This window comes from Rhodovulum steppense (assembly GCF_004339675.1).
In the GTDB taxonomy this organism is placed as follows: domain Bacteria; phylum Pseudomonadota; class Alphaproteobacteria; order Rhodobacterales; family Rhodobacteraceae; genus Rhodovulum; species Rhodovulum steppense.
Map to the genome: position 1 here is coordinate 1 of NZ_SLVM01000033.1, position 20673 is coordinate 20673.

16 protein-coding genes are annotated in these 20673 nt (G+C 68.5%); 11 read left to right on the top strand and 5 right to left on the bottom strand.

What is annotated here, in order from left to right:
- Positions 1–667: 667 nt before the first annotated feature.
- The 3 genes from EV216_RS16225 to EV216_RS16235 are packed head-to-tail and all read right to left on the bottom strand — an operon-like array spanning position 668 to position 5416.
- Positions 668–1393 (bottom strand): hypothetical protein, encoded by a 726-nt coding sequence (locus EV216_RS16225; RefSeq protein ID WP_132696610.1) that lies wholly within the window; start codon positions 1391–1393, stop codon positions 668–670.
- The gene (locus EV216_RS16230; RefSeq protein WP_132696612.1) at positions 1390–3147 is read right to left on the bottom strand and encodes an ABC transporter ATP-binding protein/permease; all 1758 of its coding nucleotides are present in this window, start codon (positions 3145–3147) and stop codon (positions 1390–1392) included. Before EV216_RS16230 ends, EV216_RS16225 begins: the two co-directional genes overlap by 4 nt.
- 4 nt (positions 3148–3151) lie before the next feature.
- Positions 3152–5416: a TonB-dependent hemoglobin/transferrin/lactoferrin family receptor gene (locus EV216_RS16235; protein ID WP_165899299.1), complete on the bottom strand. Its 2265-nt coding sequence runs from the start codon at positions 5414–5416 to the stop codon at positions 3152–3154.
- Between the two features lie 284 nt (positions 5417–5700).
- On the opposite strand from EV216_RS16235, the gene EV216_RS16240 reads away from it, so the two are divergent.
- Positions 5701–7650 carry a TonB-dependent receptor domain-containing protein gene (locus EV216_RS16240; RefSeq protein ID WP_132696616.1) on the top strand — a complete coding sequence of 650 codons (1950 nt, stop codon included), beginning with the start codon at positions 5701–5703 and terminating at the stop codon, positions 7648–7650.
- Positions 7651–7665: 15 nt separating this feature from the next.
- Here the strand turns inward: EV216_RS16240 and EV216_RS16245 are convergent, their stop codons facing one another.
- Entirely contained in the window at positions 7666–7968 is a 303-nt protein-coding gene (locus tag EV216_RS16245) for a DUF2218 domain-containing protein (protein WP_132696618.1), read from the bottom strand.
- A 132-nt stretch (positions 7969–8100) separates the two neighbouring features.
- Between EV216_RS16245 and EV216_RS16250 the strand changes: the two genes are divergently transcribed.
- The 5 genes from EV216_RS16250 (at position 8101) to EV216_RS16270 (ending at position 13800) form a co-directional block, all read left to right on the top strand.
- The gene (locus EV216_RS16250) at positions 8101–9009 is read left to right on the top strand and encodes a siderophore ABC transporter substrate-binding protein (RefSeq protein ID WP_132696620.1); all 909 of its coding nucleotides are present in this window, start codon (positions 8101–8103) and stop codon (positions 9007–9009) included.
- A complete protein-coding gene (locus EV216_RS16255; RefSeq protein WP_132696622.1) occupies positions 8999–9964 on the top strand; it encodes an ABC transporter permease in 966 nt (321 codons plus the stop codon). The genes EV216_RS16250 and EV216_RS16255 overlap by 11 nt, the downstream gene beginning before the upstream one ends.
- On the top strand, positions 9957–10907 hold the full coding sequence (locus EV216_RS16260) for an iron chelate uptake ABC transporter family permease subunit (RefSeq protein ID WP_132696624.1): 951 nt from the start codon (positions 9957–9959) through the stop codon (positions 10905–10907). Before EV216_RS16255 ends, EV216_RS16260 begins: the two co-directional genes overlap by 8 nt.
- A complete protein-coding gene (locus EV216_RS16265; protein WP_132696626.1) occupies positions 10904–11665 on the top strand; it encodes an ATP-binding cassette domain-containing protein in 762 nt (253 codons plus the stop codon). Before EV216_RS16260 ends, EV216_RS16265 begins: the two co-directional genes overlap by 4 nt.
- Before the next feature lie 140 nt (positions 11666–11805).
- Positions 11806–13800, top strand: coding sequence for a TonB-dependent receptor domain-containing protein (locus tag EV216_RS16270; RefSeq protein ID WP_132696660.1), 1995 nt, complete (start codon positions 11806–11808; stop codon positions 13798–13800).
- Between the two features lie 46 nt (positions 13801–13846).
- Here EV216_RS16270 and EV216_RS16275 read toward each other — a convergent pair whose 3' ends face one another.
- Positions 13847–14341, bottom strand: a complete 495-nt coding sequence (locus EV216_RS16275; protein WP_132696628.1) for a MarR family winged helix-turn-helix transcriptional regulator — start codon at positions 14339–14341, stop codon at positions 13847–13849.
- A gap of 475 nt (positions 14342–14816) precedes the next feature.
- Here EV216_RS16275 and EV216_RS16280 point away from each other — a divergent pair, with 475 nt between their 5' ends.
- From EV216_RS16280 to EV216_RS16300, 5 genes are read left to right on the top strand one after another with little or no spacing between them, the layout of a single operon-like run.
- Positions 14817–16322, top strand: coding sequence for an ABC transporter substrate-binding protein (locus EV216_RS16280; protein WP_132696630.1), 1506 nt, complete (start codon positions 14817–14819; stop codon positions 16320–16322).
- Positions 16319–17248, top strand: a complete 930-nt coding sequence (locus tag EV216_RS16285; RefSeq protein WP_132696632.1) for an ABC transporter permease — start codon at positions 16319–16321, stop codon at positions 17246–17248. Before EV216_RS16280 ends, EV216_RS16285 begins: the two co-directional genes overlap by 4 nt.
- Positions 17245–18051, top strand: coding sequence for an ABC transporter permease (locus EV216_RS16290; protein WP_132696634.1), 807 nt, complete (start codon positions 17245–17247; stop codon positions 18049–18051). The genes EV216_RS16285 and EV216_RS16290 overlap by 4 nt, the downstream gene beginning before the upstream one ends.
- The gene (locus tag EV216_RS16295; RefSeq protein ID WP_132696635.1) at positions 18048–19499 is read left to right on the top strand and encodes an ABC transporter ATP-binding protein; all 1452 of its coding nucleotides are present in this window, start codon (positions 18048–18050) and stop codon (positions 19497–19499) included. The genes EV216_RS16290 and EV216_RS16295 overlap by 4 nt, the downstream gene beginning before the upstream one ends.
- A gap of 12 nt (positions 19500–19511) precedes the next feature.
- Positions 19512–20048: a VPLPA-CTERM sorting domain-containing protein gene (locus tag EV216_RS16300; RefSeq protein WP_132696637.1), complete on the top strand. Its 537-nt coding sequence runs from the start codon at positions 19512–19514 to the stop codon at positions 20046–20048.
- The last annotated feature ends 625 nt before the right edge of the window (positions 20049–20673 follow it).

A 20673-nucleotide genomic window follows, 5' to 3' on the forward strand; every position in this document is an offset into this window, starting at 1 on the left:
CTCCCCGGAAGGGCGGTGTTCCGGTCTCGGCTGGCCGCAGAAGCGTCTGGCATGAGTCACGGAAATCCTGACAAAAATAATAAGGCATGGCAAGCGCAAACTTTGCGCTGTTTCGTTCCCCGGGGCGCAGGCTGAGCCTGCGTCGTGGGACGGGCGGGCCAGCGCGCCCAGGTCCAGATCAGCTGCGACAGGTAGACAAAGGAAGGCATCGAATGCGTCGTGAAGCCGCGCGGCTTGGTCAACTTCTCGGACGCTGCCGCCCAAAGGCCCAGAGGTGGATCTGTTCGAGGCTCTTGAATGGCTAAGAAAGCGGTCATGTCGAAGGGCAATGTCCGCACGGGCCAGATCCCGACTGCCCCGAAAATGGTGTTTCGGGAATCTCTCCGCATGCCGTGCTCTGGTCCATGATCGATGGGGTTGGTGCCCGGTCAACAGAGCGAAGCCTAGACCGCATTGCGGGGCGCATCAGGCGGGACCGCGGGTCGGGTAGGGCGGGAAACATATCGGACCTTATCACGATGGGCCGATGCACGGCCAACCCCGACGCGACGTTCAACCGCCAGCGGGGACGGTCGGCGCGGTCATGCCGTTCGCCCAGCAGTAGCGCATCTGACCCCTCCCGCCAGGCGAGCGCCGGTCGCGTGCAAGAGCCAGGGAGACGCCCCGCTCATGCCAACGACGCAGAGATGAGCGTGAGGCCGAGCGGACGACCCTCGGGGCCAATTGCTGCCAGGCCGCGCGGTCCGGTCTGCCAGCGGGCGATGGCTTCGGCGGGGATGTGCAGGCGGAAATCGGGGCTTTCGACGGTGAGATAGCCCATGGTCACGGTGAACCCATCGATGCGGCCATGCCAGTTCTGCCGCAGCCCGATGCGGTCGAGCGTAATCATGACCTTGGCGCCGGTCGCGCAGAGCCGACAGAACGGGTGCCTTGCCGAATCCTCGGGCGTCATGGTCCGCAATGAATCCCGGCGGGCAGGAAGGGACCGGGCCGGGGCGTGCGCGGGGGTCCTGGAAATACGCGCCAGGGTGCGCTCGAACCGGCCGAGCCCGCCCATCGGCATGGCCGAGAAGAGCCGTTCGCCGCGGATATCGAGGAAATCGAGCCGCGGGCGCGCCGCGCCCGGCCAAGGCGGGCCGCGGTCCAGGACCACTGTCGACAGAGCCGCGAGATCGACGATTGCCGCATGGCCCGCACCCTCGATCCGCGCCGTTCCGCCCGAGCGGACGACGCGGTCCACCGGGCCGATGCGTTCGTGGATCACCCCGGCGGAACTGGCGGTGATACGCATGCGCCCCATTCCGGCCAGCCGGGAAAGGACGATTCCGGGCGGCATGCCGTCCAGCCTTTCACAGGGCGGGCGGGATGCCGGGAACGGGGTCAGGTCGGTCATGCGGTCCTCCTTTCGGAATCTGCGGTCGGGCCAACGGGCAGGATATCATCCAGCGGCAGGCCGACCGGTGCACGGTGGGCGACGATCAGGAAAGCGGTCGCGGGCAGTTCCGCGACCAGCCATGCCATCAGGTCGGCTTCGAGCGCGGTGTCCATCGCGGCGGTCGCCTCGTCCAGCACCAGCCAGTCGGGGCGCAGGAGCGCGGCGCGGGCAAGGCCCAGCCGCTGGCGTTCGCCCAGCGAGAGGCCGGACAGTTCATCCGCACGCCCTGCGGCGGCCAGCCTGTGGCCAAGGCCGAGGCGGGTCAGCACCGCGGCGATGCGCGCGGGGTCGTGACGGGCCGGATCGTCTGGATAGCAGGCGGCTTCCATCAGCCCACCGGTGAAGATCGGCGCACCCGCGGGCAGCATCAGCCAACGCCCACCGGGCCGGGCGATCCGGCCCTCGCCCCAGCACCAGAGCCCTCCGATGGCGGCGAGCAGCGTGGTCTTGCCCTGCCCCGAGGCGCCCGAGATCAAGACCCGCGCGCCGGGCGGGATCGCTCGGTCGGGCACCGGGTCCAGCCAGCGGCCTTCGGGCGTCGCCAGCCGCACGCCGTCGAGATGCAGCGCCCCGTCGGACGACGCATCGCGCCGGATCGCCTGCGGCGCACCGGGCAGCGGCGCGGGCGCGCGGGCGGCCTGCAACAGCCCGTCGAGCCGTTCGCAGACCGCCACGAAAGCGGCGAGATCGCGATAGGAGAAGATGAACCAGCTGAGCGTGGTCGTGACCTGCGAGAACGCCGAAGCCAACTGCATCAGACCGCCCAGCGTCACCTGGCCCGCGAAATAGGCGGGCAGCGCGAAGAAGGTGGGCACGCGCAGCACGGTCTGGAAATAGGGCCGGGTGAACAGTCCCTGGATCAGTTCCGCCCGCATGATCGCCCGCCAATTCGTCACCACGCCCGCGAAGCGGCCATCGAGCCTGCGTCGCTCGGCCGCCTCGCCGCGCGACAGCGCCACGCTGTCAGCGGTCTCGCGCACCACGCTGTCAGCGGTCTCGCGCAGCTGCACCAGAGCATGGCGGAAATCGGCCTCGCAGCGTTCGCGGGCGAAGTAGAGACCCTTGAGCGGGCGGCCGAGCGCATGAGTCAGCCCGGTCGCCAGCGCAACGTAGAGCGGCGCGAGCCAGACCATGTAGCGCGGGATCGTGATTTCGATGCCGAACAGTGTGAAGGCCAGGCCGAAGCCGGACAAAGACCACAGCACCGCGAAGAAGGAGACCAGCGCCACGATCTTCGAGATCAGCTCGAGCGTGAATTCCAGAAGTCCCTCGACGAACTTGCGGCAATCCTCGGCCACCCGCTGGTCGGGGTTCTCCACGGGATGCGCACCGAAGCCGGGGCGCAACTGCCAGTAGGCGCGGGTGCCGAGCCACAGATCGAGCGCCAGCGCCGTCAGCCGCGCGCGCCACAGGATCAGCAGCCGCTTGCGCAGCCAGTCCGCGGCAAGCCACGCCGCCGCCGAGGCGCCGACGAGCAGGAAGAACACCCAAACCTGCGCCAGCGCCGCGGCCCCGTCCAGCGCCTCGAGCGCGTCGAAGAACGCCTTGTTCCAGGCGATGAGACGGATCGAGATCCAGACACCGAGGAAGTTCAGCGCCAGCACCGTGGCATAAAGCGCGCCGCCGCGCCATCGCCCGGGGCCGGAGGCCGCCAGCCTGGCAAGCCGACCGGCCCGGGCGAGCGTCGCGCCAAGGACCGCGAGCGTCGACATCGGCTCAGAACCTGATATCGAGCGATGCGGTGAAGACCCGTCCGGGCCCGGTCTGAAGCTCGATCGGATTGGTCCGGGCGGCGGCGGCCGAGGCGGTGGTCGCGTAGCGGGCCGCCGAAGCCTCGAAATAGCGCTGGTCGAACAGGTTCTTCACCCCGAGATTCAGCACCGCGGTCTCGGTCACCTCCCAGGCGGCGAAGACGTCGATCACGCCATAACCCGCGGGCTTGAAGTCGTTTGCGCCCGCGGTTTCATGCACCCCGGCAGCGAAGGTGCCGACCACGTCGAAGCTCCAGGCGCTGTCGGGCATGTCCCAGCCAAGCCCCAGCGTGGCGGTCAACGGCGGCAGGGTATGCGGGGTCTTTGCCGCCCCGGCGCTGACGCGCTGGGTGCCCTTCTGCCAGCTTGCGGCGCCGGTCAGGCGCAGATCGGGGCGGATGTCCCACTCGCCTTCGATCTCGACGCCCCAGACCCGCACTCGGGACAGGTTGCGATAGGTGTAGGTGGTGGTCCCCGGCGGGTTGTAGAAGCTCTGGATGAAGTCGGTGTAATCGGCATCGAACAGCGTCACGCCGAAGCCGCCCTGCGCCAACTCGCGCCTGAGCCCGAACTGAAGGCTCTCGACCGCCTCGGGTTTCAGGTCCGGCGCGGGGATAAGGTCGAAGAAGGCGCCGGGAACCGAGGTGTAGAGCTGCTGTGCGGTAGGCATCTTGAAGCCCTCGCCGTAATGGCCCCAGACCTGCCAGCCCTCGCCGAAACGGTAAAGCGCGCCGAGGCTTTTCAGCATCGCCTCGTCCCTGCGGGTGCTCGGTTCGCTGCCGGGCACCTCCTGGTAGTCGGCATTCGGTCGCGGGTCGATCCTGTAGGTGGCGAACCGCAGGCCCGGGGTCAGTTCCAGCACGCCGTCCATCAGGGTGATCTTGTCCTGAAGGTAGACATCGGCGCGCCGCGTGTCGGCATTGGCGAAGTTGAAACCGCCCGCGTGCGTCTCGGTGACGGTGCCCTGCGTCAGGTTGCGCACCACGTCGCGGCGGCTGTAATCGGTCTGCGTCCGGTCGCCATCGAAGCCCCAGGTCAGTTCGTGGCTGGCCGATCCCAGCGTGAAGCGCGAGGTCGCCTGGATGTCGAGTTCTACGAAATCCTCGGAGAAGGACAGGTAATCCTCGGTGATGATGGCATCGCCTGTCGCCGAACTCGAGGAACGGACCCCCTTGCGATCATAACTGTGGGGGGTGAAGGCGAGCGTCGTCTTGACCTCGTCCACCCAGCCAAGCCGGGCCTGCCAGGAATGTTCCACCGCGATGCGGGTGCGGTCGGTATCCAGATCGCGGTCGTAATTGTTGTTCACCTCGCCCGTAGGCGTCCCCATCATGTTGTAGACCGGCCCCAGAACGCTGTCGAATTGCACCGCGGTCTCGCGCCGCATGGCATCGACCGAGAATTCCAGCCGGTGCTCGGCGGTGGGCGTCCAGACCGCCTTGGCCAGCAGACGGGTGGCCGAGATGTCCGTCGGATCGAGCCGGTTGCACGGCGTCGCGCCGAAGCCGACATTGCGCGGACAGCCGTAGATGCCGCCATCGGCCCGCGCGTTCGACAGCCTGACCTCGCGCGCCTCGGTCCGGGCAAGGCCCAGCATCAGCGACAGGGTCGGCCCCATCTGTTGCGCGAAACTGGCCGATGCCACGGTCTCGTCGTTCAGGCCGTCAAAGGCGAGCCGTGCGGTGCCGCCCCGCGCGCGGCCCGCCAGAATGTCCTCGGGGTCGATCGTTTCGACCGCGACGATGCCACCAAGCGCATCCGCCCCCCACAGCACCGAGGCCGGACCGCGCACCACGTCCACCTGTTTCGTGAAGTTGAAATCCAGATAGTCGCGCGTGCCGTCCTGGATCGCCTCGGCCACACGCGAACCGTCGACCTGCATCTGCACCCGGTTTCCGCCGACACCCCGGATTGTGAAGCCACCGAAGCTGTTGAACGGGTCGGTGCCGCTGGTTTGGCGTGGCACGGTGATGCCGGGCAGGTAGCGGGTGATCTCCTGCATGTCGTTCAGGCCGCGGGCCTCGATCTCGTCTCCCTCGACCACCGAGACCGAGCCGGGCAGATCGCGCACCGCGCTGCCCTGCCGGTCGCCGAGCAGCGTGATCGAGCCCAGCGGAAGCGCACGCTCCTCGGCTCCGGACAGGGTCTGGGCGGCGCCTCCGGCCGCGCAGGAAACAAGGATGGCGGTTGTGGTCAGAAAGCGCGCGCGGCGCCGTACAGCCGTTGGCATGTCAGAATTTCCCCAGGCATTGAGTGCGATGCGCTGGCAGGAAAGGCTGGCGGCGAGAAGGTTAACGCCCCTCTGCATGAAGTAACCGACAAAAACTGTCAAGCATTGCGCGACATGGCCGGAATCCCGCGCCGCAGGCCCTTGTCTTTTCCTGGTCAGACCGTCATTAACGATTCCGGCCGACAGAAACGCTCGGGTATACCCGGCATCGGCACGAGACTTCGCCAGCCAGATCGCCGCTATGCGTGCCGTCCAGCCATTCGTTCAAAGATGGGGGACGTCGCATGCACCACACCTCGCGGGGGCTCTTGCTCCTGACCGCCTGCTTCGCGGGCACAACGCTTTCGGCCCAGCAACTCGATCCGGTCTTTCTCGGCACGCTGCGCATCGAGGGGGCCGAGGCCCAGGCGCTTCTGGGTAATGACCAGATCACCAGCGAAGAAATCGCGCGGCGCAATCCCGCCACGGTGCGCGACGTGTTCGCGGGCGAATCCTCGGTCTCCGTCAGCGGCGGCGCGGCCATCGCGCAGAAGGTCTTTGTCAACGGGATCGAGGAAAGCCTGCTGTCGATCACTATCGACGGCGCCCGGCAGAACAAGTCTGCCTTTCACCACACCGGCAACGTGCTGCTGGACCCGGCCCTTCTGAAATCGGTCGAGATCAGCAAGGGGCTGGCGCCCGCCGATGCCGGCCCCGGTGCGCTGGCCGGGGCCATCGCCTACCAGACCAAGGACGCCCGCGACCTGCTGGAAGAAGGCGAGAGCTTCGGCGGTCTCATGACCCTTGGCGCCACCACCAACAGCAAGGACATCCGCAGCACGCTGACGCTGTTCGGTCGTCAGGGGGGTGCGGAGTTCCTGCTGAGCGGGACGCGCCAGACGGGCAGCGACTACAAGGACGGCAGCGGCAAGACCGTCGAGGGCACCGAGGCCGACCTGACCGACCTGATCGCCAAGCTGGCCTATACCACCGGGTCTGGCAAGCGGCTGTCCTTTGCCGCGTCGCGGACCGAGGATACCGGGCGCCGCGCCGCGCAGGCAGGACCGGGCGGGCTGTTCTTCACCCGGCCGGACTTTGCCGAGGTGGTGGGTCGGCCGAACGTGCTGATCGACGGCTATGCGCGGCGCGAATCCTACACCCTGACCTGGACCGACGAGGCCCCCGAGGGCTGGTTCGCCCCGAGCCTCCAGCTGAGTTACAACGAGCAGGAAATCGACGCTTCGGGCGTCTGGGGGCTGAACACCAGCCTCAGCGGAACGGCCAAGAACGTCTGGCAGCTCGGCAACGGCACGCTGACCGCGGGGCTCGATTTCTTCGATGAGACCGCCAAGGGACGGGGACGGGGCACCGGTGCCTTCGCCAGCAGCGGGCAGGAGGAGATGTGGAATCTCGGCCTTTTCGCCCAGGCCCGACAGGATCTGGGCGCGCGGGTTTCGGTTTCCTACGGCCTGCGCTACGACATCCAGGAATTCGAGGGCGCCGATGGCAGCCGGTTCGACGGCAGCGGGCTGAGTGCGAATGGCTCGGTCGATGTGATCCTGACCGACACGCTGACGCTGAATGCGGGGCTTGCTTCCAGTTGGGGCGGCTATGAGCTGGGCGAGGCGGCGCTGGTCGATTTCGGTGGCGCGTGGAACTATGCGGGCTTCACCACCTCGCGGGCCAATGCCGCGCGGCTGGGGTTGCGCCATGACAGCGGGCCGTGGTCGGTCAGCGGCGCGCTGTTCCGCACCGAGGTCGACGACATTTCAGCGGTTCTGCCCACGGGCGGGGCGCGCGGCGCGACGGCGGACCTCACCTCGACCGGCTTCGAGGGCGCGCTGCGCTGGACCGGGGCGCAGGGCTTTGCCGCGCTGAACTACACCTATGCCGATGTCGAGCTGAACGGGGATGCGGTGGGATCGACGGCCTATTATCTGGGCCGCCCGGTCGGGCATGTGATCGCACTGGAAGGCGGCTGGGACGTCAACGACCATTGGCGCGTCGGCGGGTCGGCCGAGATCGCGCTGAAGAACACCGATACGGCGGTGACGCTGCCGGGCTACGAGGTGGTGAACCTGCATGCCGTCTATACGCCGAAGGCGCTGGACGGGGTTCAGGTCCGGCTCGATCTGCGCAATGTCCTAGACGCGACCTACGAGGCGCGCAGTTCCGACGGCATCGACGCGGCCAGCGTGATCGCCCTGACCGAACCGGGGCGCAGCGTCGGACTGACCGCCACATTCCGGTTCTGAGCTATGGGGGGGCCGTCAGGCCGGTGCGGCCCCCTGCCATTCCATCCGCTCGAACCCCTCGCGAAAGGCAAAGCGGGCAAGGTGGCTGTCGACGATCCGGCGGGCCTGTTCCAGCGCCTCGGGCGTGTCGGCGGTGACCTGCGCCCGCAAGCCCTGGGCGTCGGCGCTGAATGTCGCCGGACCGGAGGGCAGCGCGGCGCGACCGCTTGCGGCATCGAACGACACCTCGACCTTGTGGGCGAAATGCCTGCACAATTGCTGAAGATAGCGGCTGGCATTTGCGGTGGCGAAGGTTCCGGTATCGGCAAGCTGGGGCATGGGTCATTCCTGAGTGATTTCCTAAAGATTAGCCCTTGCCCCCCGACCGGACAAGGCGCTATCGGGGGCAGACAGATCCCGGGCCCTGCCAGCCAGCCGCCAGCCCCCGCCCCCGAACCGAAAGGATTACCGATGCGCAGCCGTTTCGCGGCGCCGCTGGCGCTGGCCCTTTGCCTGGCCTTTCCTGCACATGCCGACCGGGTGCGGATCGACACCGCGACCGGCCCGGCCGAAATCGCAGCCCTGCCCGAAACCGTGGCGGTCTTCGACATGGCGGCGCTGGACACGCTGGCCGCCCTGGGCGTGCCCGTCGCGGGCGTGCCGTCGCCGCATTATCTGCCCTATCTCGACAAGGTGGCGGCCGGCGCGGCCCGGGTCGGCACCCTTTTCGAACCCGATTTCGAGGCGCTGGCGGCGCTTGATCCCGACCTGATCGTGGCGGGCGGGCGGTCCTCGCCACGGGTGGCGGCGCTGGCGCGGCTGGCCCCCACCATCGACATGACCATCGCCGAAGGCGACCTGCTGGCCGAGGCGCAGGCGCGCATCGCCGCCTATGGCACGCTGTTCGGCAGGACGGATGCGGCCGCGACGCTGACCGACGCGCTGGACGCCCGGATCGAGGCGGCGCGCAAGGCCGTCGCGGGCAAGGGCAACGCGCTGATCGTGCTGACCAATGGCGGCAAGATCTCGGCTTATGGCGCGGACAGCCGGTTCGGCTGGCTGCATCGCGCGCTGGACCTGCCCGAGGCGCATCCGGGCCTTGCCGCCGAAACCCATGGCGCCGCGATCTCGTTCGAGTTCATCGCGCAGGTGAACCCCGACTGGCTGATCGTGGTGGACCGGGGCGCCGCCATCGGTGCCGCCGCACAGGCAGCCGAGGCGACGCTGGACAACCCGCTGGTGGCTGCGACAAGGGCCGCGCAGGCCGGGCGGATCGTGCATCTGTCCAGCGCGCCGCTTTACATCGCGGGCGGCGGGGTGCAGTCGATGATGTCCACGCTGGACGAACTGATCGCGGCCTTTGCGGCCCATGACAGCTAGGCGCCCCGCCGCGCTCTGGCTGGGCTGCGTGGCGGCGCTGTTGCTGCTGTCGGCGCTCAGCCTGTCGATCGGTGCGGCTTCGCTGTTTTCAGGCGATCTGGGGGCGGGCTGGCTGATCGCGGTCAGCCGCTTTCCGCGAACCGCAGCGGCGCTGCTGGCCGGGATGGGATTGGCACTGGCGGGGGTCGTGGTGCAGCAGGCGGTCCAGAACCGACTGGTGGAACCCGCCCTGACCGGCACGCCCGAGGCGGCGATGCTGGGGCTTCTGGCCGTTACGATGCTGGTCCCGGGGGCCGCGATCCTGTGGAAGATGTCGGCCGCGACGGTGGCCGCGATGATCGGCACGGCGGGGTTTCTGGCGCTGGCGACGCGGGTACCGCGGCAGGATCCGATGATGTTGCCGCTGGTGGGGCTGATCTATGGCGGCATCCTGGGCGCGATCGGCCTGTGGCTGGCGTGGAATGCCGACCTGATGCAGTATCTCGGCACCTGGCGGCTGGGCGAGTTCTCGGGCGTGGTGCAGGGGCGATACGAACTGCTCTGGGCCATCGCGGCGCTGGCGGTTCTGCTTTACGCGCTGGCCGACCGGATCACGCTTCTGGGTCTGGGCGAGGCGCAGGCGCGCAGCTTGGGGCTGAACCATGCGCAGACCCGCGCGCTGGGGCTGGCGGTGGTCTCGGCAATCACGGCGCTGGTGATCGTGACGGTGGGTGCGCTGCCCTTCGTGGGCTTGGTCGCGCCAAACCTGGTCTCGCGCTGGCGCGGCGACAACCTGCGCGCCAACCTGCCGCTGGTGGCGGCTGGCGGCGCGGGGCTGGTGCTGGCGGCTGACATCCTGGGCCGACTGATCCGCCATCCCTACGAGATCCCGGCCGCCACGGTCTTTGGCGTGTTCGGTGCAGCGGTGTTCCTGTGGCTGCTGCATGCGGCCCCGCGGCGGGGCGATCATGGCTAGGGGCCGCGCGACCCTTTGGGCGCTGGCGGGGCTGCTGGGGGCGTTGTCGGCGCTGTTCCTGTTCTGGCAGATCAGGGGGCCGGTGGATTTCGTTCTGCCGCTGCGCGCGACGAAGCTGGCCGCGCTTGTGCTGGTGGGGGCGGCGACCGGCATTGCCACGGTGCTGTTCCAGACGGTCGCGGCGAACCGCCTGCTGACGCCGGGCATCGTCGGCTTCGATGCGCTGTTCGTCTTTCTTCAGACCGGGCTGGTGCTGATGCTGGGCGGGCTGGCGGTCGCCGGGCTGCCCGCCTTCGCGCGGTTTCTGGGCGAGACGGCGTTGCTGATGCTGGCGGCGACGGCGCTGTTCGGGCTGTTGATGCGGCGCGATGCGGGCGACGTGGTGCGGATGATCCTGACCGGGGTGATCCTGGGCGTCCTGTTGCGCGGGCTGGCCGAGATGGCGCAGCGGCTGCTGGCGCCCTCGGAATATGCGGTGGTCCAGCAGGCGATGTTCGCCAGCTTCGGGGCGGTCGAGCGCGATCAGCTTGCCGTGGCGGCCCTGGTGCTGGCGCTGGCCGGGGCGGCGGCGCTGCGCATGGCGCCCGCGCTCGACGTAGCGGGGCTGGGGCGGCCGATGGCGCGGGGGCTGGGGCTGGATCATGACCGGGTGGTGTTCTTGGCGCTGGCGCTGGTCGCCGCGCTGGTCGCGGTCTCGACCGCGCTGGTCGGGCCGATCACCTTTCTGGGGCTGTTGGCCGCCAGCCTTGGCCGGGTGGTGGCGGGCTCGGACCGCCATGCCCTGAGCCTGCCCGCCGCGGCGCTGTCGGGCGCGGCGATCCTGGTGGCGGGGCAGGTCGTCTTCGAGCGGCTTCTGGGGATGCAATCGACCCTGGCCGTGCTGGTAGAGTTCTTCGGGGGCCTGCTGTTCCTGGCCCTTGTGCTGCGGCGGAGGCGCGGATGATCGAGGTTGCATCGCTGAGCTATCGTGCCGGGCCGGTGCCGATCCTGCATGACATCCGGCTCAGCCTGCCCGCAGGCGGGATCACCGCGCTGATCGGGCCGAACGGGGCGGGCAAGTCAAGCCTGCTTCACTGCATCGCGGGGCTGAACAGGCCCGCGGCGGGGTCGGTGCGGATCGACGGCATGGACCCGTTCGCCGTTCCCGACCGCACCCGCGCCCGGCAGGTGGCGATCCTGCAACAATCGCCCGCACTGGCCAGCCGGTTGCGGGTGCGCGAACTGGTGGCGTTCGGGCGCTGGCCCCATCATGGCGGGCGGCCGGGGCCCGAGGATGCGCAGGCTACCGCCGCGGCGCTGGCGGCGTTCGATCTCGACGCGCTGGCCGACCGGCCGCTCGACACGCTGTCGGGCGGGCAACGCCAGCGCGCGATGGTGGCAATGGCGCATGCCCAGGCAACGCCCTGGCTGTTGCTGGACGAGCCGCTGAATGCGCTCGACCCGCGCCACGCCCGCGACCTGATGGCGCGGCTGCACGCCCTGTCGCGGCCCGGCCCGGGGGCGCGCAGCGTCGTCGTGGTGCTGCATGACATCAACGCGGCGGCGATCTGGGCCGACCGGGTGGTGGCGATGAAGGCCGGGCATGTGATCGCCGCAGACAGCGCAGCCAAGGTGCTGCGTCCCGATCTGCTGGAACAGGTCTTCGACACCGCCTTCGAGGTGGTCGAACATGCCGGGCGGCGGCTGGTGATGACGCTCTAGCCTGTGGCGCGGATCCCGCGGCGGCGGCGAAACCCCCGTGGCCGCGCATTTCATGCAGTTGCATGATGGATTAACCAATGCTACCCGTCTGCGTCAGCCAGGCCGTGGTCCAGCCAGAAACCGAACCTCTGGAGCATGACATGGCCGATCATTCCTTCCTTTCAACATCGTCCAACCGCGTCCGGCTTGCCCTGCTGTGCAGCGCGGCAAGCCTGCTGGCCTCGGGCATCGAGGTCCGGGCCGACGAGCAGGGCACGACCCATCTGGGGCGGCTGCTCCTCGATCCGGCCCATGTCCGCGCGCGCGATCCCGACGGCAACGCGGCCGACCGCGGCAACAGCCATTATGTCGCCGATGCAGAGCTTGAGCGCGCGCGGATGGGCGATCTGAAGGATCTGTTCGCGGGCATCGCCTCGGTCTCGGTCGGGGGCGCGATCCCGGTGGCGCAGAAGATCTTCGTCAACGGCGTCGACATGCTGAACCTGGCCGTCTCGGTCGACGGGTTGGCGCAGAACAACCGCATCTTTCACCACGTCTCGGCGAATGCCTTCGATCCGGGGCTGCTGAAATTCGTCCGCGTCGATGCCGGCGCCACGGGTGCCGATGCCGGACCGCATGCGCTGGCCGGTGCGGTGGTGATGGAGACCGTGGACGCCACCGACATCCTGGCGCCCGGCCGCGCGATCGGCGGCACCGCGCGGCTGTCCTTTGCCGATAACGGGCGGACGCTGGGCCGGTCGGTCACGCTGGCGGGGCAGCATCAGGGGCTGGAATGGCTGGCCTATGGCAAGCGGGCGACGGGCGACGATTACCGGACCGGCTCGGGGCTGGAGGTCGCGGGAAGTGCGGCCGACATCACCTCGACGCTGCTCAAGTTCGCCTATGAGGCACCCGACGGGCACCGCGTCGAACTGTCAGGCCAACGGCTGCAAGACGACGCCCTGCGCCCGTTCCGCGCCAACATGATCGGGGTTGGGGCGCCGCGCGATCCCCGGCGGTATGACACCACCCGCGACACCCTTGCGCTGTCCTACGAGAATACCCAGGCCACCGGGCTCTGGGATCCGCGGCTCGTGCTGGGCAAGTCGCAGGTCCGCATCGGCGTCGACCAGCCGACCGCCCCTGCCCTCGGCACAAGCTGGGGCGATTCCGAAACCTTTTCGGGCAGGATCGAGAACCGGTTCCACATCGCGACGGGCACGGTGACTGCGGGGGTGGATTTCTACGATCGCACCAGCACATACAGCGACGACGCGACGCCCGGCATTACCGAAAAGGCACACAATCTTGGGTTTTACGCCCAGGCCCGGCTTGATCCGACCGAGGCGCTTTCGCTGTCCTTCGGGCTGCGCCATGATCGGCAGGACTTCACCGGAACGACCGGATGGAACCGGGCGTTCTCGGGCCTGAGCGGCAATCTTTCGGTTGCCTATGCCTTGACCGACAGTCTGACGCTGCGCGGCGGCGTTTCGTCGGTGTTCGGCGGCGTGGCGCTGGAGGACAATTTCATCTTCAATCCGGGCTGGGACTATGACGAGCTGCGGGCCTCGCGGGGAACGAACTACACCCTCGGCTTCGATTACGAGGCCGACCGGTTGCGGCTGGATGGCGAACTGTTCCTGACCGAAATCGCCAATGCCCGCACCAGCACCTTTGGCAGCAATGCCACGGGCGACGCGCGCAGCCGGGGGTTCAACCTGGGCCTCGGCTATGCCTGGGATGGCGGGTTCCTGCGCGGCAGCTATGCCTACAGCCGGATCAGCGTGGATGGTGCGACCCCCGACAGCTATGCCGCGCTCGATCTGGGGGCTCCGCTGGGCGGGGTTCTGGCGGTGGAAATCCAGCACACGCCCGAGGGCAGCGCCTTTACCCTCGGCGGCAGCGTCGAGGCCGCCTCGGCCTACAAGAGGGTAGCGACGGGCTCCGACCAGGCGATACCGGGCTACGCGGTGCTGAACCTCTTTGCCGAGTACCGCTGGAGCGGGGTCGCAGGCATGGCGGTCCGGTTCGGCGTGGACAACCTGTTCGACCGACAATATGCCGACCGGGCCACATATGGCGCCGATTATGCGAGCGTCACGCCGATCTACGAGCCCGGCCGGACCCTCTCGATCATGGCGTCCTACGATTTCTGACGGAGCAGGCGGGTTGACACAGGCCGGGGCAGGGGCCGTGCCCCGGTCAGGTGTAAAGCCTGTTCAGCATCCGGACAAGGGCATAGGCCTCGTCGGTGCTGATGCGCGGGGCAAGGGCGTTGCGGATGGCCTCGTGATAGACCGTCCACACCCGTTCGTGCAGCCCGCGCGCTGCCTCGGTCAGGTGAAGGATCTGACCCCTTCCGGACCCGGCGCTGGCCTCGCGACGGATCAGCCCCGCCTTTTCCAGCCGCGCGACATGGCGCGACAGCGCGTATTGGGCAACGAACAGGCGGCGTTGCAGTGTGATCATGCGGATGCCGTCGGCACCCGCTTCTTCTGTGGCCAGCAGGATCTCGTACCAGATCGGGTCGGCGATCCCGGCCTCACGCAGCACCTTTTCGATCGCGGGCATGATCGAGCGGTCGATACGCAGCAACGCGAAGAAAACCCGGTTATAGGCAATGCACGGGTCTTCATCGCCGAATTCGGCCCCGGCGGCGGAAACGTTGTCCCCTCGCAACACGCTGCTGCTGGTCATGGCGCCCCCCGGGGCAGTCGGTTTCACGGGACAAAGCCTAGCGCGTCGCCAGGGCGCTGGCGAGGGGCCTGCTGCCGCGCGCGGCGGGGACGGCGCCGTGGCGGGTCGGCCGACACGAGGCGTCAATCCGGCCTGCGCTGCGCGACATCCTGTCGTGGCGATACGCCTTGCCGATTTCCGACGGTTTTCGTAGGGTAAGACGATCCAGCCAGACGCCAGATCCCGTAACCCAGGCGGAGGCTGGCTGTTGTCCCATGTCCCGATCCCCCCTTTCCGCGACAGGTGCCCCTGCGCACCCGCGGGCGGACCGAAGCCCGACCCTTGCGCGGCGCCGGGCTTGCAATATGTTACGTCATCACATAACGATCAACCTGCCCTTGTGCCGTCAGCTCCGCGGCGGGCCCTTTCGGGTCCTTGCATCCGCGCTGCGGACATGACGCCCCGACCGCTCCGCAATCCTGAAAGATCCCCCTCCATGCAGAACCCCTTCCGTTCCCTTCTTGCCGGTCTCGTCGCCCTCGGTCTGGCCCTGCCTGGCCATGCCGGAACGACCCTCGATGTTGCGGCGCCTTTCGAGATCCAGTCGCCCGAGCCGTCCACGACCGGCCATATCTTCACCCGGATGGGCATCGCCGAAACCCTTGTGGACGCCGATCCGCAGGGTCGGCTGCTGCCGGGCCTCGCCACCGAATGGAGCGTTTCCGAGGATGGCCTGACCTGGCGCTTCACCCTGCGCGAGAATGTGCTGTTTCATGACGGAACCCCGATGACTCCCGCGACGGTGGCAGGCGCGCTGGAGATCGCGCGCGGCAAGCCCGGGCCGCTGGCGAGCCTGCCCATTGCCGCGCTCACGCCGGAACCAGGGGCGCTGGTCATCGCGCTTGGCGAACCTGTCGCCGCCCTTCCCGCATTCCTCGCCGAAGCCCGCGCGCAGATCCTGGCGCCCGCAGCCTATGGGCCGGACGGGCAGGCGGTGGCGGTGATCGGCACCGGCCCCTACCGTGTGACCTCGTTGACCCCGCCCCTGTCCCTGCGCGCGACGGCCTTTCCCGAGTACTGGGGCGCACAGCCGAACGTGCCTGCGGTCACCTATACGGCGGTGGGCCGGGCCGAGACGCGGGCATTGATGGCGGAATCGGGGGATGCCGATTTCGTCTTCACCCTCGATCCTGCCACCGTGACGCGGCTTTCGCGATCCGATGCGGTCGAGATCATGTCGGTGGCGATCCCGAGGTCATTGCTGCTGAAGGTCAACGCCGCGCATCCCTTCCTGAACAGCCCCGAGGCGCGGCGGGCGCTCAGCCTTGCCATCGACCGCGCAGGGCTGGCGCAGGCCGTGCTGCGCTATCCGCAAGGTGCCGACCAGCTTTTCCCGCCTGCCATGGGCGACTGGCACAACCCGGCGCTTGACCCTCTGGCCCATGACCCCGACGCGGCCCGGGCGCTTCTAGCCGGTCTTGGCTGGGTGCCCGGACCCGATGGCATCCTGAGCCGCGACGGACAGCGCCTTGCGCTGACGCTGACGACCTATCCAGACCGCCCCGAACTGCCGCTGGTCGCCGCCGTTCTGGAGCAGCAATTCCGCGCCATCGGGGTAGAACTGACGATCAACTCGACCAACTCCTCCGAGATCCCCGCGGGCCATCAGGCCGGCACGCTGGAACTGGGGCTTCTCGCACGCAATTTCGCGCTGATCCCCGACCCGATCGGCACGATCCTGTCGGACTATGCGCCGGGCGGCGACTGGGGCGCCATGGGCTGGCAGAATGCCGAGATCGCCGCGCTTGCGCAGGCGTTGTCCCGGGGCGAGGGCGGCGATGCCGAACGCGCCCGGATCGCGGCGATCCTGCAGGAGGAACTGCCGGTGATCCCGATCGCCTGGTACCAGCAGACCCTGGCCCTGCGCACCGGCATCGAGGGCGCGGTGATCGACCCGTGGGAACGCAGCTTCGGCCTGCCGGGGCTGCGGTTCGCGGAATGACGATCCTGGTCTCGCGGCTCGTGCAGGCCTTGGTGGTGGCCCTTCTTGTGGGGGCCGCAACCTTCGCGATGATGCGTAGCCTGCCCGGCGACGCCGCCTGGCGCATCGCGGCGGGGCGCTACGGCTATGACAACGTGAATGCCGCCGCAGCCGAGGCAGTGCGGGCCGAGCTTGGCCTTGACGGGCCGTGGCTCGGGGCCTTCCTGCAATGGATGGGCGACCTTTTCCGGCTGGATTTCGGGGTGTCGCTGGTCTCCGGCCAGCCGGTGATCGCGGAAATCGGCCACCAGCTTGGTGCCTCGCTGTGGCTGGCGCTGGCGGCGGTGGGCCTGTCGCTTGTCATCGGCCCGCCGCTTGGCATCCTAGCGGGCCTCCGGCCGGGCAGCCTGTTCGACCGGACGCTTCTGGTCGTCTCGACCGCGCTCAAGGCCGTGCCGCAATTCCTGATGGCGCTGATCCTGATCCTGGTCCTGTCGGTGCAACTGGGCTGGCTGCCCGCCGCCGGATATGGCCAACCGCGCCACTTCATCCTGCCCGCGTTCGCACTTGCGCTGGGGCTGGCGGCCGTGAACGCGCGGATCGCGCGGGACGCGATGGCAGGCGTTGTCGCGATGCCCTTCTACGACTTCGCGCAGTGGAAGGGGTTGTCGCGCGCGCAAGTCCTGTGGCGGCACGGGTTGCGCAATGTCTCGGTGCCGCTGCTGACCTATCTCGGTCTCCAGTTCGTCCTGCTGGTCGAAGGCGTCGTCGTCATCGAATCCATCGTCGGCTGGCCCGGAATCGGCCATGCACTGGTCCATGCGGTCTTTGCGCGGGATGTGCCGATGGTGCAGGGCACGGCGCTGATGCTGGGCTTGGGCTTCGTGATGGTCAACGCGCTGATCGACCTTCTGGCGGCGCGCATCGACCCGAGGGGTGCGCGATGACCGCCATAAGCCTGCCCCGCGCCCTGCCCGCAGGCCGCACCCTCGGGGCTGCGATCCTTGCCATTGTCGCGGTCTTCGCCCTTTTGGGGCCGGTCTTCGTGCCGGGGGATCCCTTTGCGCAATCGCTGATGAAGTCGCTTGCTGGTCCTGAACCCGCCGCGCCCTTCGGTTACGATCACCTTGGCCGGTCGCTCTGGCACCGGCTGGCCCATGCGCTGCGCCTGTCGCCGCTGATCGCGCTGGCAGCGGTGGCGACAGCGGGGGCGGCGGGCTTGGTGCTGGGCACGCTGGCCGCGCTGCGGGGCGGATGGACCGAACGCGCCCTCGTGGTGCTTGCCGATGCGCTTCTGGCGTTGCCGGGGCTGCTTCTGGTGCTGATCGTTCTGGCGATCATGCCGGGCACGGCGACGGGCTTCTGGGCCGGGCTGTCGCTGGTCCTGTGGGTCGAATTCTTCCGCCTCACCCGCGCCACGGCCCGCGCCACGCTGGCCTCGCCCGCGGCCCAGGCCGGACGGCTGCTGGGCTTCGGCTGGCCCTACATCTTCCGGACCCATCTCTGGCCCGAGATCGCGCCCTTGATGCTGACCGCGGCCGCCTTCGGCACGGCGACCGCGATCATGGGCATTGCCGCCCTCGGATTTGTCAGTGTCGGCATGCGGGCGCCCACGCCGGAACTGGGGCTGATGATGGTGGAACTTCTGCCTTATTGGCGCGAAGCGCCGATGGCGTTGCTGACGCCGGTTCTGGCCACCTTTGCCCTGCTTCTGGGCCTGACGCTGCTGGCCGGGGGGCACAGGACATGACGCTTCTTTCCGCCACCGACATCACGGTTCGCGACGGGGCGGCCCGGCTTGTCGCGCCGGTCTCGCTCGAGCTTCACCCTGGCGAACCGCTGGTGATCCTGGGCGAGACGGGCTCGGGCAAAAGTCTTCTGGCGCAGGCGATCATGGGCACCCTGCCCGCAAGCCTGCGCGCGACGGGCACGGTCCGCATCGGCGGATGCACCTTGCTTGCCGAGGATCGCGCGGCTTTCCGCGGCCTCTGGGGACGGCAGATCGCCGTCCTGCCGCAGGAACCCTGGCTGTCACTCGACCCGCTGATGCGAGCGGGCCCCCAAGTGGCCGAAGCGCATCGACTGGTGGCGGGCCTGCCCGCCGCGGCGGCACGCAACCGGGCAGCGGAGGAACTTGCGGCCCTGGGGCTTGACACGGCTGCCGCGCGCTACCCGCACGAGTTGTCGGGGGGGATGGCGCAGCGGGTGGCCATCGCTGCGGCCCGCGCCGGCGGCGCTTCCCTCGTCATTGCCGACGAACCGACCAAGGGCCTTGACGCCGCACGCCGCGACGATGTGGCGGCGCTGCTGCTGGCCGCGCTGACCCGGAGCGGTGGGCTTCTGGTCATCACCCATGACCTGGCGCTTGCCCGCCGGATCGGGGGGCGGTTGATGGTCCTGCGCGACGGCGCCGTGGTGGAAACCGGTGCAACCTCCGCCGTGCTGTCGGCCCCGCAGGCGGCCTATACACGCGATCTGATTGCCGCCGATCCCGAAAGCTGGTCCCGGCGGGTTGCGCCGAGCGAAGCGGGTCAGGCCGTGCTCGAGGCCCGCAACCTCACGCTGTCGCGTGGCGGACAGCGATTGGTCGACGGGCTGACACTGGAGCTTCGCGCGGGCCGGATTCTGGGGATCACCGGCCCCTCGGGTTGCGGAAAATCGAGCCTTGGCGACGCGCTCCTCGGCCTGTTGACCCCGGAGCGCGGCCATATCACCCGTGCCCGGGGTCTGGCGCCGACGGCTTTCCAGAAGCTCTGGCAAGACCCTGTCGCGGCGTTCCCGCGGACGCGGCGCCTCGGCCAGACCCTGCGCGACGTGGCGCGGCTGCACGCGGCGCCACCCGAACGGATCGGGGGCCTTCTGGAACGCCTGCGCCTCGACTCTGCGCTTCTGTCCCGCCGACCCGCTGCGGTTTCGGGCGGCGAGCTTCAACGCCTCGCCCTTCTTCGCGCCATGCTCGCGAACCCCCGGTTCATCTTTGCCGACGAGCCGACATCGCGCCTCGATCCCATCACCCAGCGCGAGGTCATCGGCCTGCTTGCCGATCTGGCCCGTACGGACGGCCTTGCCATCGCGCTGGTCAGCCACGACCCCGTTCTGATCGACAGGGTTTGCGATGAAACCTGCAGCCTTCCGATGAAAAGGGGCGAGCATGACACACTGGAATGCTCAGACCTGCTTCGAACGGCGATCGGCTAGGCTTCCTTCCCGGTGCAGCTTTATTTCGACGGCATCAAGGATCACGACACCAACGAGCCGATGACGCCCGACACGGAATACAGGTTTCCTGGCGCGCCCGATGACGAAGAGATGGGCTGGAAAGGCATGACCCAGGACGACTGGTTCATCGTGGGATTTTCCGGAGGTCTCGTTGACCGCACCGGGGACGATCTGGTGATCCGCCTCTACAGCGGGCCGAATTCCGGCGCCGACGTTCTCGCAAGCAGTGATGGCGAGAACTACACGAAGATCGGCGTGCTTGGCCCGCAACCCGGATCCGTGCCGGGCCAGCCCCATTCGCACGACTTTCGCTATGAGAGTTTCGATTTCGCCGACCTGTTTGCCGACCCTGTCTATTTCGTGAAAGTCCAGCGTACGGCGAACGGCCAACAGACGGGCATGTTCTTTGACGCCTTCGGCAGCGAGGCTCCGGCTCCGGTGCCCGTACCGTCCTCTATCCTGCTGCTTGCGCCGACATTGATGGCCCTGGGTACCGTGCGTCGCAAACGCAGGAAGCACGTCGGCTGATCCTCACAAGCGTTGGTACTGCATCGCCGACAGAAGCGCAGCGCACACATGGCGGTCGCGCTGACCACCGCCCTTGCGAAAAGGCAAGCTGGCGTTCCGGAAATCCGGAACGCCAGCGGACGGCGGAAACCTGCTCCTTTCGGCGGGACGTCCGGCAGGCTGGTGCCTTGTACCGGACGCAGCAGCGCACTTGCCGCTCCTGTGGAATAGGAGGCCGTGCCAGAGATTGAGCTCGAAAAGCATCTCGGCCCTGGTGGAGGGATGGTATCAACCACCTTGCACGAAATCTGGTGATACGTCCCGGATCGGCCAGTGCCAGACCCGTCGTCACAGCCGAGTGCGGTTGGGTATCATTGCGGTAGCCGCAGCCGCATCGAAGGTGCGGCCCGCCCCTGTGAAACGCAGCGGGCCGTCGGCCCTCGCTCCGGTTGCGATGGTGCGGCAGAAGAAGGATCGGTATCCGACATGCCAAGAGGCGCCGGTCGAATTGGCAGGACATCCACCGTGCCCCCGCCCCGACGCCTGGCCGGGCGGCATTTCTTGAGCCAGCGTCGTGATGATTGTCGGCGGCGCGGACCATGTAGCCGCTCCTTCATCTTGACGCATGTCCTTCCTCGCTTCTGCC

What these genes read in the sequence shown, in the direction of transcription:
- EV216_RS16260 (WP_132696624.1), top strand. Translation starts at nt 9,957, where the DNA reads ATGGCTAGGGGCCGCGCGACCCTTTGGGCGCTGGCGGGGCTGCTGGGG.
- EV216_RS16250 (WP_132696620.1), top strand. Translation starts at nt 8,101, where the DNA reads ATGCGCAGCCGTTTCGCGGCGCCGCTGGCGCTGGCCCTTTGCCTGGCC.
- EV216_RS16235 (WP_165899299.1), bottom strand. Translation starts at nt 5,416, where the DNA reads ATGCCAACGGCTGTACGGCGCCGCGCGCGCTTTCTGACCACAACCGCC.
- EV216_RS16245 (WP_132696618.1), bottom strand. Translation starts at nt 7,968, where the DNA reads ATGCCCCAGCTTGCCGATACCGGAACCTTCGCCACCGCAAATGCCAGC.
- EV216_RS16295 (WP_132696635.1), top strand. Translation starts at nt 18,048, where the DNA reads ATGACGCTTCTTTCCGCCACCGACATCACGGTTCGCGACGGGGCGGCC.
- EV216_RS16290 (WP_132696634.1), top strand. Translation starts at nt 17,245, where the DNA reads ATGACCGCCATAAGCCTGCCCCGCGCCCTGCCCGCAGGCCGCACCCTC.
- EV216_RS16285 (WP_132696632.1), top strand. Translation starts at nt 16,319, where the DNA reads ATGACGATCCTGGTCTCGCGGCTCGTGCAGGCCTTGGTGGTGGCCCTT.
- EV216_RS16240 (WP_132696616.1), top strand. Translation starts at nt 5,701, where the DNA reads ATGCACCACACCTCGCGGGGGCTCTTGCTCCTGACCGCCTGCTTCGCG.
- EV216_RS16280 (WP_132696630.1), top strand. Translation starts at nt 14,817, where the DNA reads ATGCAGAACCCCTTCCGTTCCCTTCTTGCCGGTCTCGTCGCCCTCGGT.
- EV216_RS16265 (WP_132696626.1), top strand. Translation starts at nt 10,904, where the DNA reads ATGATCGAGGTTGCATCGCTGAGCTATCGTGCCGGGCCGGTGCCGATC.
- EV216_RS16255 (WP_132696622.1), top strand. Translation starts at nt 8,999, where the DNA reads ATGACAGCTAGGCGCCCCGCCGCGCTCTGGCTGGGCTGCGTGGCGGCG.
- EV216_RS16230 (WP_132696612.1), bottom strand. Translation starts at nt 3,147, where the DNA reads ATGTCGACGCTCGCGGTCCTTGGCGCGACGCTCGCCCGGGCCGGTCGG.
- EV216_RS16270 (WP_132696660.1), top strand. Translation starts at nt 11,806, where the DNA reads ATGGCCGATCATTCCTTCCTTTCAACATCGTCCAACCGCGTCCGGCTT.
- EV216_RS16275 (WP_132696628.1), bottom strand. Translation starts at nt 14,341, where the DNA reads ATGACCAGCAGCAGCGTGTTGCGAGGGGACAACGTTTCCGCCGCCGGG.
- EV216_RS16225 (WP_132696610.1), bottom strand. Translation starts at nt 1,393, where the DNA reads ATGACCGACCTGACCCCGTTCCCGGCATCCCGCCCGCCCTGTGAAAGG.